This window comes from Paenibacillus sp. FSL H3-0302 (assembly GCF_037982245.1).
Lineage (GTDB): Bacteria > Bacillota > Bacilli > Paenibacillales > Paenibacillaceae > Paenibacillus_AQ > Paenibacillus_AQ odorifer.
In genome coordinates this window covers 5,295,750-5,313,295 of record NZ_CP150284.1, presented here as the reverse complement: position 1 = coordinate 5,313,295, position 17,546 = coordinate 5,295,750, and the positions used below count along the sequence as shown (strand labels likewise).

The window sequence follows — 17,546 nt, the reverse complement described above, 5'->3', positions numbered from 1 at the left end:
AATTAGACTAGTAGCTAGCAAACTGTAACAATGCGGAGCTTGGCTAATCTTCTGCGGAAAGATTGGTATCAGAAGCATCATATCAATAAGAACCTCTGGCTGTACTTCGCTGTGAAATCGGAGTTAATTGAGTGGTAGATGTGTTGAGTAACTAGAGGATGTTTGGTGATGCGGAAAGCGAAATGTGGGAAATGGGATATATGACGTATGACGTGCAAATTTGCTGAATACGAAATGAGATGTGTAGAAATGCGAATGTGGAAATACGAAATGAGATGTGTAGAAATGCGAATGTGGAAATACGAAATGAGATGTGCAGGAACGCTGAAATGTGGAAATACGAAATAAGCTGTACAGAGGCGCTGAATAATGGCAATTCGAAATGTGACGAGCAAAAATTGCTGAATGTGAAATGTGAAATGTGAAATGTGAAATTACGAAATGAGCTATGTAGTGCCACAAAAGTAAAAATACAAAAATGTGATTTGCAGAAATGCGTAAATGTAACATTCTGCAAATGCGCAAAAGTGAAAGCTCAGAAATCTGCTCACAAAAAACGGTTTCCCCGTCCAATAAAGGATGGAGAAGCCGTTTTATTTTGCCATCGTAGGTATTGATTACGAGCAGTTGTTTACGACCGAACGATGTTTTGATTTTGCTGCCATTGTACCAATGCTTTCTCTAGACGCTGGACAGCAACAGGAACTTGCTCTGGTGGCGTGTGTGTGAAGTTAAGGCGCATTTTGTTTTTGTGAGGCTCCGCTGAATAGAATACCTCTCCGGGTACGAACGCTACTCCGTTTTCCACTGCCAGCGGGAGTAATTCCTTAGTATTGATCTCTTTGGAAAGGGTAAGCCATAGGAACATGCCGCCTCTTGGCTCGAGGAAATGTGCTCCTTTCCAGTTATGTGATCTGAGTTCCGCGGACAGGAGCTTCATACGCGAATGATACTCTCTTGAGATGAGGCGGATATGCTGCTCAATATCAAAATGCAACAGCAGTTCATCTAAAGCACGCTGGTCGATGGTGCTGGAATGCAGATCGGCTGCTTGCTTTGCCTTGGCGATGGTCTTGATTAGTTCGGAATCGCCGATAATCCAGCCGGTGCGTAGGGCAGGGGCGACGATCTTGGAGAAGGTCCCTGTGTAGACTACACAATGATCCCCGCCGAAGCTTCTATCGATGGAGGCTAATGAGGGTGGATATAGAGTTTTATCTTCATCAAAGGTTATTTCTCCATAGGGATTGTCCTCTAGAATAAGAACACCGTAACGGCGGCAGATTTCAACCACCTTCTCGCGGCGTTCTTTACTCCAGGTTGCTCCAGACGGATTGTTGAAGGTCGGAACTGCGTATAGCAGTTTTGGCCGATGTATCCGAATCTGCTCTTCCAACTGATCCGGCAGAATGCCATGTTCATCATTTGGTATCGAATGTATAGCAGCCCGGTAAGAACCGAGCACTTGTAGTGCTGCCAGATAGGTGGGCGCTTCCACAAAAACTGCATCGCCGGGATCCAGCAATATTTTGCATAACAGATCTATAGCTTGCTGTGAGCCTGTAGTCAATACCATCTCAGAGGCTGTAACCGGGATGCCTTGCCGGGTAAGCCTTTCAGCGATTTTGTCACGTAGTGGAGTAAAACCCTCGGTAAGCCCATATTGAAGCGCTGAGGTGTCGCTGGAGAGCACACGATTATAGGCATCACGTACGGCCTCCAAGGGAAACAAATCCTCCCCAGGCAGCCCGCCTGCAAGTGAAATAATGTCATTGCCTTGTGTAACTTTTAGAATCTCCCGAACTGCTGATGATCCTAGATGATTGGCTGCCGTTGAGTATTTGATATCCATAAATTAGTTCTCCACCTTTCGATTTGATGCTATCATAATAGGAGTGCTGTATAACAGTAAAGCGTTGAATATAACAGTGGAGGTGAAGGGTTCATGCATATCGATTTGAATCGCAGCGGCAGCAAAACTCTGCCCCATCAAATTAGTGAAACCCTCAGTCAGCGGATCTCATCAGGACTGCTTCAGCAAGGTGTCCGGCTGCCCTCCGTTAGAAGTCTAGCTATAACCTTGAACGTGAGTCAGGTTACAGTAAGCAAGGCTTACGATATGCTTGAGAAACGAGGACTTATTTACTGCAGACAGGGTAAAGGCTGCTTTGTAGCCGATCCAACCCATAATAGACGTCAAGAAGAGGGTTGCTGGCAGGATTTATATGATGATTATTTGCCGCGGGCTCAGCTTTGGCGGAATTTTGATGTTTCAGAAGTGAAATATCCCTTTCATTTAGCCGCCATCCACAGTGAGCTGCTGCCACTTCAAGATATTGGTGACACCTATGCATCCTTGGTCAAAGAGCAACCGGAGCTTATGGCAACCTACGGGAATTTTCAGGGAGATCTTGAGCTGCGGAATGTCATGAGAGAACATTTGAAATCGCGTGGGGTTTCACTCACTTCTTCCGATTTGATGATAACCAGCGGGACCCAGCAAGGCATTGATCTGGTGGCTCGTACATTTGTTGGTCCTGGAGATACAGTCTATCTTGAGGCGCCTAGCTATACTGGTGCTATTGATGTTTTTGCGGGACGAGGTGCAGAGATGATTTTTGTGCCTACGGATAGTGAAGGGATGCGAGTGGATGTTCTTACAAAAATGTGTGATCAAAGACCGCCAAAGCTAATTTATACTATCCCTACTTTTCAAAATCCAAGCGGCGTAACTATGAGCATCACAAGAAGACAACGACTGCTGGAATTAGCGCGCAGCTACCGTTGCCTCATTGTTGAGGATGACCCATTTAGTGATTTATATTTCCATGCACCACCACCTAGGGCGATTAAATCAATGGATCCCGATGGACATGTAGTCTATATGAAAAGCTTTAGCAAAGTACTTGCACCTGGTTGCCGAATCGCCTGTGTGGCTGCAGAAGGAAATATTCTGTCCCGGCTGATCGCCGCTAAATCTGCGAGTGATCTAGGAAGTCCCTTGCTGACACAGAAGGCCGTATTACCCTTCATCGCTGAAAAATACGACGCCTACGCAGCACAGCTACGAATTACACTCCGTGGTCGTATGGAAAAGGCGGCGAAGCTTCTGAAGCTGTACGCGCCGCCTGGAGTGAACTATATTCTACCAGAGGGAGGACTTAATCTCTGGCTGGAGCTGCCCCCTTCTCCTGATATCGCAAGCCTGCATGACTTGGCGGAGCAGGAGAGCATTTCTTTTTTACCCGGTGATGTCTGTTACTCTGCGGAAACGGCTTCCCGCCACATCCGTCTTTGCTATTCGCAAATGAAGGAACTCGAAATGGAGGAAGGGTTACAGCGGTTTCTGCGCTTACTTGGCCGGTTTTTGCAATGATACGGTTATGGGGTGTTATTTGTTCTTTGTTTTAATTGATTCATTTGCTGGCGTACATGTTGCGGAAAAAGCTGCAATGGGACTTGATTGCCGCTTGCCGCTTGTAGCGTTTTATAAATATCGACCTGACCCCAGCCAAAGTATTTATCATGGCCGGAAGTTCCCAGATCAACAGCGTTTTTGGTCATAAGGTCCATAACTTCCTTATTCGTCAGATTAGGATTCAGTGAACGTACCAGACCCGCCAGCGCAGCGACATGGGGACTGGCCATCGACGTGCCGGATAAAGCGGCATACTGGCTGTCCGGATAGGTGCTTGCGATGCTTTCTCCGGGTGCAGCGACATCAATATAATCGCCGTAGTTGGAGAAGGAGGCTTTTTCCCCTGAAGCATTTGTAGCAGCCACTGCAATCACTTCGGGATAAGCTGCAGGGTATCCAGGCCGTTCTGTATTATCATTGCCTGCTGCAGACACAAGCACGATGTCCCGGTCATAGGCGTATTTAATCGCATCATGGAGGAACTGCGAGTCGGCATAATTCCCTAAACTTAAGTTAATAACCTTTGCGCCATTGTCAGCTGCCCATATGATACCTTCTGCTACGGAATAAGTCGTTCCGGCACCTGAGTTATCTAGCGCTTTTACAGGGAGGATCTTATTGTACCAGCTGATGCCAGCTACACCTTCCCCGTTGTTAACAAGTGCGCCAATGATTCCAGATACATGTGTACCGTGACCTACATCATCCTCGGGTGTGGAACCATTGGTAATGGCATTATAACCAGTCAAAAGCTTACCTTGTAAATCAGGATGACTAATCTGCACTCCCGTATCGACTACGGCGACAACCACTTCTTTGCTACCCTTGGAAAGATTCCACCCTAGCTCAGTTTCAATCGCCGGAAGGTTCCATTGGTAAGTGGAGAATAACATGTCGTTAGGCGTGACAGTTCCTTCAGCGTTTTTAGTGATGGTATCATTGGTTAAATACATATAGTGAGGTTCCGTATACTCGGGATGCCATTTGTTGGTGAAATAGGATTTCAGCTGATAATAGGTCATCTTCTCAGAGCGAAAGATATAGGCATATCCCAGCTTGCGTGGCTGCTTGCAGTGGATATCGGCGGTTATCGTCTGGAGCTGTCCCTGAGTCGGAGCATTTCCCTTAAAACGGACTACAATTTCATTCTCATAAAAATGGCTGGCATTTTCGTTATCATGGCCGGTCTTGACTGTGATGTCCTTTAAATTATCGGTATGGACTGATTCCACATGGTATTTGCCTTCCTTAGGATACGGAATGAGACGCAGGTTCTTCAGCTGATGGTCTGCCACACGCCCAAGCACCTTTTGGTTAATAAGAGCAATAATCCCTACATTTTTCTCTTTGTTCCGCTGAGCGATAAAGTAATATTTTTCTTTACCGATTGTAAACGTTGGAGATTCATAGGATTGATGACCGTGGATTGCTGATTTTGCCGTATTGAGATATTTTAGAAGCTGTTTGTTCTCCTGTTCGGTTCCTTTTGGAAAAGACGACTTAAAGGTCTCAGTCTTTTGTGTGCGGAAATCGATCCACATCAGCATGGAGATAAACCCGTGGTCTTGCTGCAATCGTTTCGCATACACTGATTTATCATGAATCGAAGACATCCCGTCTGTTTCAGACAGGAGTTTAGTTAAGTGTCTACTGACATCGACTCTATTCAGATGATCTGTTGCCTCCACATCCTGGCTTAAGGAGGTTTTCTTTAATGTTTTTTCCTGAGAGGGATTTGGAGGTGAATGCAAAGCTGAAGTTGGAGCCGGATTCTGAACAGCGACTTTTGCGACATCTCTGGTCGTCCCATTAGTGGCAGGGCGCAGGGCAAAGGTAAGTAACCCAACTGTAAAAGCTGCTGTAACCAAACCTGCAACTGTTAGATTTTTTCGTGACATGATTTCCGCTCCTCTATGCAATGTAATGTCTATAGGTTTAGAAGAGAGCGTATCTTTTATGCATCTTAGAAAAGGATACCTTCCTAACGTTTTTTATGATAATATCAGAGAGAATAAGTATCTCGAATTGTCTTCTTGATTTTGTAAGAGATACCTCATTAGATGTTGTTCTTAATAATTGTTCAGAAGGTTAGACTTCTCTGTGTTCACATCCTGATATTGCAAGAATAAAGAGATACGTCTTTAGGGCGGTTTCTTTCAGAGGATTAACTTTATTGACTACAAGAGCAGGGAATAATAAGGAGGAGCAACCGCTATGTCAGCAGCCAATGTGCAGAAATTATGTGAATCGACGAGAGATAAACTTAAAGTGGTAATCGACAAAATGGAAGTATTTCTAAATGAGCATGCATTGCCTCAGCTTGTAGTTGAGGGAGATGAGGAAACCGTACAATTTTACCAAGGTTTTCTGTCCGATCTTCGTCACCTATTAGTGTTCTCGGAAATGTCATATGAGAAATTAGGCGTTGCGCTGCGTCGTGCGACATTCGATGAATCTTTTGCACAGAAAGCGCTTTATAATGTATATCACTATGGCGTGAACAACTTCTTTTATCCGAAAAATGAAAGCTATTCTGAAGATGGCCGTTACGCTTATACAGGTCAGGATGCAATCCGTTTCCGCAAAAAGCCAGTACGTCCCGCGCGTGATATCATCCTAGAAATCACCAAAACGTATGAAGATCTTCGCGATGATCTCATTTATTATGAGAACGACTATTTGACCGAGAAACGTATGCAAAATCAGGTTTAACTTCTAAATAGTGATCTAAAGGGATCAGCACTTTGTCATTTTGTAATGACAATGAGCTGGTCCTTTTTTGCGTGGATTAAAAGCCCTGTCTCGATACATCAACTGGAAACCACTCTGTCGAATAGCGGGTAAATGGAGCGGACATAATGAAGCCGAGGTGATAATTATGTCGAGTGAAAAACCATTAGTAAAATGTAGCGTGAGCAATTGTCATTATTGGGGCGAGCATAATTTATGCCGGGCTGAAGAAATTGTCATCGAGATCGATAAGCACGTAGGCAATGGTTATAAGGAAGAATATGCTGAAGAAATGACAAATGAAGGTCACCGCGATCATGCCAGTACATCATCTGCAACATGTTGTCTGACGTTTAAGCCGAACGCTTAGGAGGCCGCCAGAATGGACACAGAAAAGGATAATGAATCAAGCTCATCACGGGAACAATCCGGTCCGAGAAAAGTCATTCTTCGTCCGCGGAGAGTGGACTATCCTCGGCGGGACAGAGAGCATCGCGAAGAATACGCTGCTGAGGTAAATCCGGTTCCAATGCAGGTTCGGGATGCCCCGCGGATAGTGGAAGAACGCAAGGACAGTGAAGCGGAATATAGTGGAAGCCGGGTAATGGGGTATGTTGGACTGGGGATGGGGATCGCCTCATTGTTCATCTGGTCTTTTATTCTCGGACCCATCGCTGCCGTAGTTGGTTATTATTCCTATGTCAAAGAGCAAAAAACGCTTGGGGCATGGGCAATGGGCTTAGGGATTGTTGCGACACTAAGTTACTTCGTGATGATTCCCTTTGCGCGCTAGAAAGAACTGAATGGCTTTGATCTAAACAGGCTTTTAGACCTAAATATCAGGGTCTGAAGTCTGTTTTTTCATTCCAACATATAGCAATAATCTCAGATAAAATGTAAGATTAAGCCGTAATTCATCGAAATTTCAACGCGAAACCTTATATATGATTCGAGTAGGACAAAAAAGGAGTGCGCCAGCATGCAGATCAATCCCGCTGTAACCGACGGGTTAGGGCAGCTTAAATGGATCAACCTTAAGGCTACAACCGAAAAAACTAGCTCCGCGAATGGAAATGAACGGTCAACGGGAGTTTCAGCTTCTGGATTTGCGACAATGCTTCAGGCAATGTCAACGAGTAGTGAAAGTTCAAGCTATTTGACTTCTCTCCCGGATGCAACTTCAGTCAGCAGCTTGTTATGGCAGCAGATAGGCGGGACAACAGAAACCTTCAATAACATAATTTCCGGGGAAATAACGGGTTCCACACCTACGAGCTATGATGATCTCATCCAGAAGGCGAGTGCTAAATATGGCGTGCCGATTGATCTGATCAAAGCAGTGATTGATACTGAATCTTCGTTTAATCCTAATGTGGTCTCTTCGGCAGGGGCTAAAGGTTTAATGCAGCTTATGGATGGGACCGCGAGCGGCTTAGGGGTTACTGATTCGTTCGATCCGGCGCAAAACATTGATGGCGGCGTACGTTATTTATCTTATCAACTGAAACGCTTTGGCGGAGAGGAAAAGATGGCACTTGCAGCGTACAACGCAGGGCCGGGACGGGTAACAGATCTGGGAGTAACCAATGATCAGGAATTATTGGAGAAACTTAGCCTGCTTCCAAAAGAGACACAATCTTATATCTTTAAAATAGAACGCGCTCGCGCTCAATACGCGGTATAATAAAAAGGATCAAACGGGAAACACCGTTTGATCCTTTTTCGATAATAAGTTCACTCAACGAAGTAAAGGAGACATTTGACATATGCTTTACTGGGATTATGCCGCCGCTACACCGCCCTATGAAGAAGTGGTGCAGACGATGGAACAAATTATGAAGCTGCATTATGCGAACCCTTCCTCTTTGCACCGTGCGGGCAGTGAAGCGGGTAAGCTGATCAGACGGTCGCGTGAAGTATGCGCTACTGCTTTATCTGTACAACCGCAGGAGATTCTATTCACTTCTGGTGCAACGGAAAGCAATAATTTGGCGATAAAAGGCGCTGCTCTGCAATATCAGACTAGAGGTCGCCATTTGGTAACTACAAAAATAGAGCATCCCTCTGTATATGAGAGTTTCCTGCAATTGCAGCGAATGGGCTGGGAGGTTACTTTTGTAGCACCCGATAGCACTGGGGTTGTTGATCCTGAGCGCGTAGCTGCTGCTGTCCGGCGCGACACAGTGCTTGTTAGTGTGATGCATGTCAATAACGAGATTGGAACGATACAACCGCTTAAAGAGATGGGGAAGCTGATTAAAGCTGTGAATCCGCGAACCTTATTTCATGTAGATGGTGTTCAGGGATATGGTAAGCTTGCAGTTGACTTAAAGGATTGGCAGGTGGATCTTTATAGCCTGTCTCCTCATAAGCTTCGAGGCCCACGTGGAGTGGGATTACTGTATATCAAAGAGGGAATTAAGCTATTCCCATTGCTTACAGGGGGCTCTCATGAAGAAGGACAACGCGCTGGAACTGAAAATGTACCTGCGATTGTCGCATCCTCCAAAGCTATCCGCATGAGTGGTGAGCAGCGCGAAACCTTCGTTGCCCAGTTGGTTCCACTCCGAGATCGATTATTACGCTTCTTGCGAACCGTTCCTGAATTTGTTATAAACAGCAGAGAGGATGGAGCTCCCCATATTGTGCATTTCTCTTACCCTGGCATGAAGGGAGAGGTATTCGCCCGCAAGCTAGAGGAACTGGGGATGGCTGTCTCCACCCGTTCGGCCTGCTCCTCACGACTGGCTGAGCCTAGTCGTGTATTATTGTCTATGGGTAAAGATGTCTCCAGTGCTTCAGGTGGGATTCGTATTAGCCTTGGCGACAGTCATACAGATGAGGATGTCGCTGCGCTTGAGCAAGCATTAACCACTGCGGTACAAGCTTTAAAGATTGCTGAAGGAGGAATGAAGTAACAAATGAGCATGATGAACAAGGAATCTGCAGAAGGCAGAGCCCATAGTATAGAATACGCTGATATGCTGCTCCTGCGTTTTGGAGAGTTTACTTTAAAGGGCAAAAATCGTACCCGATTTGAAAAAACCGTACTGCGTCATGTGAAGGAATTGATTAAGCCTTATCCAAACGTAGTTCTGAGCAAGGAATTCGGAAGAATTTACGTGGAATTGAACGGGGAATCTGCGATTGAATTGGTACAAGCACTGAAGAATGTATTTGGCATTGCTTCAGTTAGTCCAGTGAAGGTTTCTAAGTCAGAGCTTGAGGATATTGTAGCGGTCAGCCGTCAATTTTTGGAGATAATCGCGCCTGCTCCGGGCACCAGATTTAAGGTTAATGCTCGGCGGGTATGGAAAGAGTTCCCTTACGGATCCATTGAGATGAATAAACTGATCGCGACACCACTATTGCAAGGATATCCTGGCTTCACCGTAGACGTTAAATCGCCTGAATTAGAGCTGAGGGTCGAAATTCGTCAGGGACATACTTATATTTTCTGTGAAAATATTGCCGGTGTAGGTGGATTTCCATTAGGCACTAACGGAAAAGCGATGTTATTGCTGTCCGGTGGCATTGATAGTCCCGTAGCAGGCTGGTCATCCATGCGGCGCGGACTTGAAGTGGAGTGCGTGCACTTCTACAGTTATCCTTATACAAGCGAGCTTGCTAGACAAAAAGTTGTGGATCTTGCGCGGGTATTGTCACGTTATGCGGGTGTAATCAAGCTGCATCTGGTACCCTTTACTGAAGTGCAGACTTCCTTTACCGGCATCGGCCAGGATAATCTGATTATTACACTGATGCGACGGGCAATGCTGAGAATTACTACCCAGCTTGCTGAGCGCGAAGGTGCATTGGCGATTGTAACCGGGGATAGTCTGGGACAAGTCGCTAGCCAGACCTTGCCAAGCATGAACGTGATTGGCCGGGCGACAACCCTGCCCCTTCTGCGTCCGCTGGTAATGATGGACAAAAGTGATATTGTGGACCTGTCGAAGAACATCGGTACCTATGATTTGTCTATCCTTCCTTATGAGGATTGCTGTACTTTATTTGTTCCAAAATCACCTACAACAAATCCGAATTTACGGATTGTGGATAAGATAGAAGCTACGCTTCCGGGATATTCTGAACTTCTGGAAGCGGCGATTGAAGCCACAGAGACCGTGTTAATCACTCCCTATGGAGATGAGAAGCCTAGTGATGTTGTAAGTGTCGAGGCTGGATTACAGGAAGAATGGTTCTAAAATAATAAACCAAAAAACTGCCTTGAAGCGTAGTGAAATCTACGTTCTGAGGCAGTTTTTTTGTGGTTTAGACGATTGTGCCTTCCTGAGGCTCTTCTGGTTTTGATTGGCGTTTCCAATGTCCCGCTGCCAAAATACCTATAATGATCACGATTATAAACAGATATTTGAGCAGCGGATGATGATCAAAAAATGGCGCAAGCTGATGTTCATCCGTAATCATACTTGAAGCAGTGAAACCTAAGACAGCAGAACCAATATAAATGATCCATGGATATTTGTTGATTAATTTAATAAAAAGGGTACTTCCCCACACAACGATGGGGACACTGATCAGCAGTCCTATGATAACCAGTGAGATACTATGCTTGGCAGCTCCGGCAATGGCGATCACATTATCAAGGCCCATGGCAGCATCAGCTAAAATGATTGTACCTACAGCGGACCACAAGCTTTGACCTGCCTTGATATCTGTTGAAGTGTTCTCACTGGTTAACAGCTTATAGGCAATCAGAATGAGTAAAATCCCTCCGGCAAGCAGTAACCAGGGGATTTTCAACAGCCATACGACCAGAATCGTTGCGAAGATCCGCAACACTACAGCACCTGCTGTTCCAAATACGATAGCCTTCTTTTGCGTGTCTGACGGTAAATTACGCGCCGCAAGACCGATCACAATGGCATTATCTCCCGCCAAAATAAGATCTAGAAAAATAATGTTGAGCAGCGATAATATAAACTCCCAAATGGATGTATTCAAAGCAAAGTCACTCCCAAGTTTGTTAGATTGAGCTTCAAAATATGCTTAGTTTTGTATACGCAAAAAAAGGAGCCAACATGCGTTCACGCTCAAAAAAAGTTGGACAGGAAGCATAGCTTGTCATTTCCGAACATACAAGTAGTTACATGTGACTCGGGGAGGTAAGTGCGAATGGATTCATTATTGCTCCTTGGTGAAATATTGATGATTAATCTGGTGCTGAGCGGAGATAATGCAATGGTTATCGCAATGGCCAGCAAGGATCTTTCGGCGAAGCACCGAAAGACTGCAGTATGGTGGGGCTCAGCAGGCGCAGTTGTTCTGCGGTGTTTGCTTACTTTTGTTGCGGTATTGCTATTAAAAATCCCTTATATTCAGGCTGGAGGGGGAATGCTGCTGCTATGGATAGCGTTCAAGCTGCTTTTGGAGGAAGAGGAGGATCTCAGAGTAAGGGAATCATCCTCAGTCTGGAAAGCAATCCGAACGATTCTTGTAGCAGACTTCATTATGAGCCTGGATAATGTACTAGCTATTGCAGGAGTAGCTAAAGGAGATTTGGCTTTAATTGTCATCGGGATTGCCCTTAGCATTCCGATAGTAGTGTGGGGAAGCGGCATTATTGTAGGCTGGCTGCACCGGTTTCCAGTGCTCGTATTTATCGGTGCTTATATATTGGCGTTTACAGCAGGGGATATGTTGCTTCAGGATGCAAAATTAGGGACGATGCTCTCCTTTTTGTTCCCTTCCTCACATTCCTATTTGCCCATTGCCTTAGGAATATTAGTTGTCGTTACGGGAGCAATAAAACGCAGAAAAACATCTGCAGGTTAATAAATTGCAATAAAAGGCAATACTAAACGGACATCTCCATAAATTGGAATTGTCCGTTTTTTTTGCGTGATCAGAAGCGGTTATCGACACTGATTAATCACAGGGAGTGATGGCATTTTGTGTATGTTTCGGATAATATATGAGTAAGAATCCTGTCGCTTTCAGGCTATATGGTGACGAGGAAATGAGGTAGACGTGAAATTGAAGGGATGGGTGAAGGATGTCTTCAAAGAAAGATATACAGCTAGGAATTTTTATTGTTGCTGCTGGCATCGTGATTTTATTAGGTAAGCTGGGCGTCTTCGGATTTTTGGGGCGCGCGCTTTGGCCTCTAGTGATTTTAATTCCAGGAATAGTACTACACATGTTATTTTTCAGCCGTCGTGCTTCGGCCTCGGTATTGGTTCCTGCCGGGATATTAACGGTGTATGGTTTGTTGTTTGGCCTCTGCAATATTTGGGGATGGGGGCTTATGAGAAGCTTATGGCCTGTGCTGTTGCTTGGTCTTGCCGTGGGCTTGTATGAATACTCCATCTATGAACCTAGACGGACGGGTGGCCTGTCAGCAATTGCTGTAACATTAGGCTTACTAAGCCTTGCGCTTTGTATTTTCAGCCTTATGGGCACCGGCGCGATCTACCTGATCGGGATTGTATTAATAGCTGTAGGAATTTGGCTGATTACCGGTCGAGGCAGAGCACGTGGCCGGAATAGATGGTATCGAAGCTAATTGCTGTAGGATCTTGTGAAAAAAAACGGAAATTGGTAACTGTTTTTTCATAAAAAGACTTGCTTTTCATGGTACTTTCACTATAATATTAATGTTATGTTGAAGCGTCGGCTTTCTGCCTGGCGCTTCTTTTGTGAGACTGCCGTGACATGCTATGAATTTTAACAGTTTTAATTTGATAAATGAGAGGATTTGGATACAAATCATGCATTCAAGAAAAGATATTCGCAACATTGCGATCATTGCCCACGTTGACCATGGCAAAACAACACTCGTCGATCAGCTCCTTCAACAATCGGGGATCTTCAGCGCCCATGAGCACTTGCAAGAACGTGCTATGGACTCTAATGATATCGAACGGGAACGTGGAATTACAATCCTAGCTAAAAATACAGCAATTACTTATAAAGAGTTTTTGATCAACATTGTGGATACACCTGGACATGCTGACTTTGGTGGCGAAGTAGAACGGATCATGAAAATGGTTGACGGTGTATTGCTGGTTGTTGATGCTTATGAAGGCTGCATGCCGCAAACGAAATTCGTTCTGCGTAAAGCATTGGAACAAAAACTTACACCGATCGTTGTCGTGAACAAGATTGACCGTCCAGCTGCTCGTCCTAAGGAAGTTATTGATGAAGTGCTCGATTTGTTCATCGAACTTGAAGCAAATGACGAACAATTGGAATTCCCTGTTGTTTATGCATCTGCTCTTAATGGTACATCAAGCATGGTTCCTGAGAAACAAGATGAAACGATGCTTTCGCTCTACGAAACCATTGTTGAACATATTCCAGCTCCAACCGAAAGTGTTGAAGAACCGCTTCAATTCCTCGTAACGTTGATGGATTATAACGAATACTTGGGTCGTATTGCGATTGGACGTGTTAACCGCGGTGTGATCAAACAAGGTCAATCTGTAACAGTTATTATGCGTGATGGTAAGAGCAAAACTGCACGTATCGAGAAATTGTTCGGCTTCCAAGGTTTGAAACGTATTGAAACAGAGCAAGCGGGCGCAGGGGATATCGTTGCTATTGCAGGGATCAAGGACATCAACATTGGTGAGACCATTGCTGATCCTGCAAACCCTGAAGCACTTCCGGTTCTGAAGATTGACGAGCCAACCATGCAAATGACATTCCTAGTGAATAACAGTCCTTTTGCTGGTAAAGAAGGTAAATGGGTAACTTCCCGTAAACTACGTGAGCGTCTATTTAAAGAACTTGAAACAGACGTGAGTTTGCGTGTGGAAGAAACTGATAGTCCTGATGCATTTATCGTTTCTGGACGTGGTGAGCTTCACCTTGGTATTCTGATCGAGAATATGCGTCGTGAAGGTTATGAAATGCAAGTTTCTAAACCACAAGTAATCATTAAAGAAATCGACGGTGTCAAAATGGAGCCGCTTGAGCGTCTAATGATTGATATTCCAGAAGAGAGCATGGGTTCTGTTATGGAGAGTCTGGGTACTCGTAAAGCCGAAATGGTCAATATGATTAACAACGGTACGGGTCAAGTACGTCTGGAATTCCTGATTCCTGCACGTGGATTGATTGGTTACAACACTTACTTCTTGACTTTGACACGCGGTTACGGCGTTATGAACCATGCTTTTGACAGCTACGCTCCACTGGTTGCTGGTCAAGTTGGCGGACGTCATCAAGGTGTGCTTGTAGCAAGTGAGACTGGATCAACAACTCAATACGGAATCGTGGGTGTTGAGGATCGTGGTATTCTCTTCTTGGATGCAGGTACAGAAATTTATGAAGGTATGATCGTAGGCGAGCATACCCGTGATAACGATATTATCGTTAACATCTGTAAGGAAAAAGCACTTACCAACATGCGTACCTCAGGCAAAGATGATACTGTAAAAATGAAGACACCACGCACCTTCTCTTTGGAAGGCGCACTTGAATATCTGAACGATGATGAATATTGTGAAATTACACCTAAATCCATTCGTTTGCGTAAAAAGATTCTGAACAAAGGCGAACGCGAACGTGTAGAGAAACAACGTAAAACAGCACAAGCCAACGCGTAAACACATGCTTATGAATAAGACCGCCGGATTATTGCATCCGGCGGCTTTTTTTAATATAAGAAACAAAAAATTCCCCTACTGATGATATAATGTAAACGTATCTTAAATTTGGGAGGAGTGCGGTTATCTATGCAGGTGTGGTTCGCTGAGCATCCAATCGTCGCTTATATTGTTATCTTTATATTGCTTACTTTTGTTTATAATCAAGTCTTTCGTGTGAATCAAAAGTTATCGATTGGCAAGGAAATCATGCTCTACATAATGATGGCGGTTGGCTCTGGCATGCTCCTCATTTTCCAACATGATAAGCTTCCGATTATCCAGTGTCTGTTGGTTGCTGTCGGATTAATGCTGATGGTACGGATACGTTATATAGTAGAAGCTCGACAGAAGAGAAAGGCTGCGGCAGCAGCGAAGAGGTCGTAATCGCAACTTTTGTACCTTAAGGATCGTCTAATTAATGTAGCAATTCTAATTCTAAATGAAATGAAAAGGACTTTATTCTATTATGAGTACAAGAAACAGCGGTTTACCTCCAAGAGCAAACGGGCAACAACCTACTAATAGAAAACAGCCTGTGAAGGGTGCTTCTAAGAAAAAAACGAAAAAGAAAGTGAAAAAGAGAGGTTTTTTTGGCAGATTAGTTAGAGTATTGTTAACTTTGCTAATTATTGCGATCCTCGGCGTGCTGGGTTATGGCGGTTATCTGTATTGGAAGCTTGAGCATGGCGTATTTAATGCAGGGGTTGAGGGTACGGTTGCTCCAGGGCATTCCGCTTCAGAAAAACCACTGACGATGCTTATACTGGGAACGGATAACAGACCTAAACACGAGTCTTATTTGACTGACGTGATCATGGTTGCAGCACTTAATCCTAAGACTAAATCAGCGACTATTGTTTCGCTTCCTCGTGATACCTATGTGGAGCTAAGCGGCTATAAGAAGACGAAAATCAATGAATTTTATGCTCGCTTCAAGGGTAAGGAGAAATCCTCTGGTCTACTGGCTGAAGATGAGATGAAGACGATGATGGGTAAGTATTTGGATATTGATGTAGATTATACAACGATTCTTGATTTTCAGGGCTTCCGTGATGTAGTGGACGAGCTTGGGGGAGTCGAAGTAAATATTAGTGAAAATATGTGTTATACAGACACTGTGGATGGCACGAATATCAATCTGAAAAAGGGTCCGGCAGAGCTGGATGGAAAAAATGCACTGGACTATGTGCGGTATCGTAAATCCAATTGCAAGCCTAAGACCAACGCATCAGATGATTTTGATCGCAACAAACGCCAGAACGAAGTTCTGAACAGTCTGGTGGATCAGATGCAATCGCTTGGTGGCGTATTAAAAATCGGCAAGGTGCTTGATGCAGTGGACAGTAACATGAAGACAGATATCGAAAATTCGCAAATCAAAGATATGATTGCGACGTATTGGAAGATTTCCAAAGAGAATATCGAATTCAAGCCGGTTACTGGAACGTGGCGAAGTCCATATGTATATATTAATGATGAGGAGTTTGAGGCCGCTAAGAAAAGCTTGCAGGATCGAATTGCAGGAATTTCCACTGGAGCTGATTCGACAGCTGCTGAGACGCCTTGAGGACCTTAATATCTTCCATAGCTAAAATTGAATGCAAGTTTCAGCCTGTGCTATAATATAATAAATCGAATGAATTAACGTCGCATAGGGGGCCAGTACTTATGTCCGAAGCCGTTGCTCAGCTGAATGAAACTTTGCTATCGATGCTGCAATCGGAAACCTTTGTTCTTCTAAACACAGTTGATGCGGAGACAGGCGGTCCTACATCCACAGCTATTTCGTGGCTTTATGCTGTTAGTCCTAGTACTGTGCGTTTGGCTATTGATCATCGTTCAAGACTTGTGAATAATATGAAGGTTAATCCATTAATAACTATAACTGTGTTTGGTGAAGGAACTGTCTATGCCATTAACGGTAGTGCTGCTGTAAGGCAGGACCCGCTAGAAGATGTTCCTTTTAAGATGTGCTGTTTTGATGTTGAAATTCAAGCGGTCCGCAACGCGCTTTTTTACGGCGCGCAGCTGGACTCCGCCCCAAGATATGCGAAAGTTTATGATGGACGTGCCGCTGAGAAGTTGGACGGACAAGTATTTGCTGCCATGAAAAAAGCCTAGTGAAAATATCACTGGGCTTTTTTTGAACTCAAAGAACATCTTTTGTTCTTAATCTCTACTGTGCATTTTTTTGCGGCTTGGTATCCTCTGGCAGCTGTGGCATGATTCGTCCGATAATATCGGCCAGCTCGGATGAGAATCCGGATATCGGATGTCCCTTGGAGATATGGTGGCTCATTTCCGCTAATCTGCTGGAGAGATCCATATCCGCAGTGACAAGCGCCCGTACACTTCTTGGGTCTTTGCGGATGGCTTCCGCTACAGAATATTTGATGCTTCCTACACGTGAACGGCCCAGAGAACCTTCTACATCAAGACCAACAATGGCAACTTTGTTCATGACTACACAGTGTGCGCCATTTACACCGGGAACTCTTTTGGCCAACTGTTCAAAATGATCCTTAAGTGCAATTTCACTTTCTCCATTAACATTGACGGCTTGTCCAGCTTTTGAGGTGGCTTTAGGATTAGTCGCACCATCATTGGACAATTGCCGAACCTCATGGTTCCCCGTACCCTTTACAGCATTCGCAGATTGTTTATTCTGAGGAGAGGGTGATGTCTTTTTATTAGCGATACCGCAGCTTGTCAGTAGCAGCAGTACCAGCAACAGACATATTGATTTTCTCATATGTGATTACTCCTTTCAGCCAAAGAAT

At 44.6% G+C, this 17,546-nt stretch carries 17 protein-coding genes; 13 read left to right on the top strand and 4 right to left on the bottom strand.

Translation table 11 applies throughout. The features are described from left to right. Positions 1-631: 631 nt before the first annotated feature. Positions 632-1,852, bottom strand: coding sequence for a PLP-dependent aminotransferase family protein (locus MHH50_RS23745; RefSeq protein WP_076278785.1), 1,221 nt, complete (start codon positions 1,850-1,852; stop codon positions 632-634). A gap of 93 nt (positions 1,853-1,945) precedes the next feature. Between MHH50_RS23745 and MHH50_RS23740 the strand changes: the two genes are divergently transcribed. Further along, the gene (locus MHH50_RS23740) at positions 1,946-3,376 is read left to right on the top strand and encodes a PLP-dependent aminotransferase family protein (RefSeq protein WP_340033522.1); all 1,431 of its coding nucleotides are present in this window, start codon (positions 1,946-1,948) and stop codon (positions 3,374-3,376) included. Between the two features lie 5 nt (positions 3,377-3,381). On the opposite strand, the gene MHH50_RS23735 is transcribed toward MHH50_RS23740, so the two are convergent. Further along, entirely contained in the window at positions 3,382-5,316 is a 1,935-nt protein-coding gene (locus MHH50_RS23735) for a S8 family peptidase (protein ID WP_340033520.1), read from the bottom strand. A 316-nt stretch (positions 5,317-5,632) separates the two neighbouring features. On the opposite strand from MHH50_RS23735, the gene MHH50_RS23730 reads away from it, so the two are divergent. From MHH50_RS23730 to thiI, 6 genes are all read left to right on the top strand, one after another. After that, entirely contained in the window at positions 5,633-6,130 is a 498-nt protein-coding gene (locus tag MHH50_RS23730; RefSeq protein WP_036683764.1) for a YpuI family protein, read from the top strand. A gap of 166 nt (positions 6,131-6,296) precedes the next feature. Further along, complete coding sequence (locus MHH50_RS23725) at positions 6,297-6,518, top strand: DUF1540 domain-containing protein (protein WP_036683762.1); 222 nt, start codon at positions 6,297-6,299, stop codon at positions 6,516-6,518. A gap of 12 nt (positions 6,519-6,530) precedes the next feature. Further along, positions 6,531-6,941, top strand: coding sequence for a hypothetical protein (locus MHH50_RS23720; RefSeq protein WP_038572882.1), 411 nt, complete (start codon positions 6,531-6,533; stop codon positions 6,939-6,941). Between the two features lie 186 nt (positions 6,942-7,127). Beyond that, complete coding sequence (locus tag MHH50_RS23715; RefSeq protein WP_038572880.1) at positions 7,128-7,832, top strand: lytic transglycosylase domain-containing protein; 705 nt, start codon at positions 7,128-7,130, stop codon at positions 7,830-7,832. An 82-nt stretch (positions 7,833-7,914) separates the two neighbouring features. Continuing rightward, entirely contained in the window at positions 7,915-9,066 is a 1,152-nt protein-coding gene (locus MHH50_RS23710) for a cysteine desulfurase family protein (RefSeq protein WP_076129021.1), read from the top strand. Positions 9,067-9,075: 9 nt separating this feature from the next. Further along, positions 9,076-10,356 (top strand): tRNA uracil 4-sulfurtransferase ThiI, encoded by a 1,281-nt coding sequence (gene thiI, locus MHH50_RS23705; RefSeq protein WP_340034636.1) that lies wholly within the window; start codon positions 9,076-9,078, stop codon positions 10,354-10,356. A 67-nt stretch (positions 10,357-10,423) separates the two neighbouring features. Here thiI and MHH50_RS23700 read toward each other — a convergent pair whose 3' ends face one another. Continuing rightward, positions 10,424-11,116, bottom strand: coding sequence for a TerC family protein (locus MHH50_RS23700; RefSeq protein WP_340033519.1), 693 nt, complete (start codon positions 11,114-11,116; stop codon positions 10,424-10,426). A 171-nt stretch (positions 11,117-11,287) separates the two neighbouring features. Between MHH50_RS23700 and MHH50_RS23695 the strand changes: the two genes are divergently transcribed. From MHH50_RS23695 to MHH50_RS23670, 6 genes are all read left to right on the top strand, one after another. Next, positions 11,288-11,947 carry a TerC family protein gene (locus tag MHH50_RS23695; protein ID WP_076136549.1) on the top strand — a complete coding sequence of 220 codons (660 nt, stop codon included), beginning with the start codon at positions 11,288-11,290 and terminating at the stop codon, positions 11,945-11,947. 220 nt (positions 11,948-12,167) lie between these two features. Continuing rightward, on the top strand, positions 12,168-12,677 hold the full coding sequence (locus MHH50_RS23690) for a hypothetical protein (protein WP_076192076.1): 510 nt from the start codon (positions 12,168-12,170) through the stop codon (positions 12,675-12,677). A gap of 205 nt (positions 12,678-12,882) precedes the next feature. After that, the gene (gene typA / locus MHH50_RS23685; RefSeq protein ID WP_076129029.1) at positions 12,883-14,724 is read left to right on the top strand and encodes a translational GTPase TypA; all 1,842 of its coding nucleotides are present in this window, start codon (positions 12,883-12,885) and stop codon (positions 14,722-14,724) included. Between the two features lie 129 nt (positions 14,725-14,853). Beyond that, on the top strand, positions 14,854-15,150 hold the full coding sequence (locus MHH50_RS23680; RefSeq protein WP_076179286.1) for a YlaH-like family protein: 297 nt from the start codon (positions 14,854-14,856) through the stop codon (positions 15,148-15,150). Between the two features lie 82 nt (positions 15,151-15,232). Next, positions 15,233-16,333, top strand: coding sequence for an LCP family protein (locus tag MHH50_RS23675; RefSeq protein WP_076129031.1), 1,101 nt, complete (start codon positions 15,233-15,235; stop codon positions 16,331-16,333). Between the two features lie 101 nt (positions 16,334-16,434). Further along, complete coding sequence (locus MHH50_RS23670; RefSeq protein ID WP_076129033.1) at positions 16,435-16,887, top strand: pyridoxamine 5'-phosphate oxidase family protein; 453 nt, start codon at positions 16,435-16,437, stop codon at positions 16,885-16,887. Positions 16,888-16,942: 55 nt separating this feature from the next. On the opposite strand, the gene MHH50_RS23665 is transcribed toward MHH50_RS23670, so the two are convergent. Further along, complete coding sequence (locus MHH50_RS23665; protein WP_340033518.1) at positions 16,943-17,518, bottom strand: YhcN/YlaJ family sporulation lipoprotein; 576 nt, start codon at positions 17,516-17,518, stop codon at positions 16,943-16,945. Between the last annotated feature and the right edge of the window lie 28 nt (positions 17,519-17,546).

Excerpts from the sequence above, each read along its gene's own strand:
- MHH50_RS23745 (WP_076278785.1), bottom strand. The coding sequence starts at position 1,852 with ATGGATATCAAATACTCAACGGCAGCCAATCATCTAGGATCATCAGCA.
- MHH50_RS23740 (WP_340033522.1), top strand. The coding sequence starts at position 1,946 with ATGCATATCGATTTGAATCGCAGCGGCAGCAAAACTCTGCCCCATCAA.
- MHH50_RS23735 (WP_340033520.1), bottom strand. The coding sequence starts at position 5,316 with ATGTCACGAAAAAATCTAACAGTTGCAGGTTTGGTTACAGCAGCTTTT.
- MHH50_RS23730 (WP_036683764.1), top strand. The coding sequence starts at position 5,633 with ATGTCAGCAGCCAATGTGCAGAAATTATGTGAATCGACGAGAGATAAA.
- MHH50_RS23725 (WP_036683762.1), top strand. The coding sequence starts at position 6,297 with ATGTCGAGTGAAAAACCATTAGTAAAATGTAGCGTGAGCAATTGTCAT.
- MHH50_RS23720 (WP_038572882.1), top strand. The coding sequence starts at position 6,531 with ATGGACACAGAAAAGGATAATGAATCAAGCTCATCACGGGAACAATCC.
- MHH50_RS23715 (WP_038572880.1), top strand. The coding sequence starts at position 7,128 with ATGCAGATCAATCCCGCTGTAACCGACGGGTTAGGGCAGCTTAAATGG.
- MHH50_RS23710 (WP_076129021.1), top strand. The coding sequence starts at position 7,915 with ATGCTTTACTGGGATTATGCCGCCGCTACACCGCCCTATGAAGAAGTG.
- thiI (WP_340034636.1), top strand. The coding sequence starts at position 9,076 with ATGATGAACAAGGAATCTGCAGAAGGCAGAGCCCATAGTATAGAATAC.
- MHH50_RS23695 (WP_076136549.1), top strand. The coding sequence starts at position 11,288 with ATGGATTCATTATTGCTCCTTGGTGAAATATTGATGATTAATCTGGTG.
- MHH50_RS23690 (WP_076192076.1), top strand. The coding sequence starts at position 12,168 with ATGTCTTCAAAGAAAGATATACAGCTAGGAATTTTTATTGTTGCTGCT.
- typA (WP_076129029.1), top strand. The coding sequence starts at position 12,883 with ATGCATTCAAGAAAAGATATTCGCAACATTGCGATCATTGCCCACGTT.
- MHH50_RS23680 (WP_076179286.1), top strand. The coding sequence starts at position 14,854 with ATGCAGGTGTGGTTCGCTGAGCATCCAATCGTCGCTTATATTGTTATC.
- MHH50_RS23675 (WP_076129031.1), top strand. The coding sequence starts at position 15,233 with ATGAGTACAAGAAACAGCGGTTTACCTCCAAGAGCAAACGGGCAACAA.
- MHH50_RS23670 (WP_076129033.1), top strand. The coding sequence starts at position 16,435 with ATGTCCGAAGCCGTTGCTCAGCTGAATGAAACTTTGCTATCGATGCTG.
- MHH50_RS23665 (WP_340033518.1), bottom strand. The coding sequence starts at position 17,518 with ATGAGAAAATCAATATGTCTGTTGCTGGTACTGCTGCTACTGACAAGC.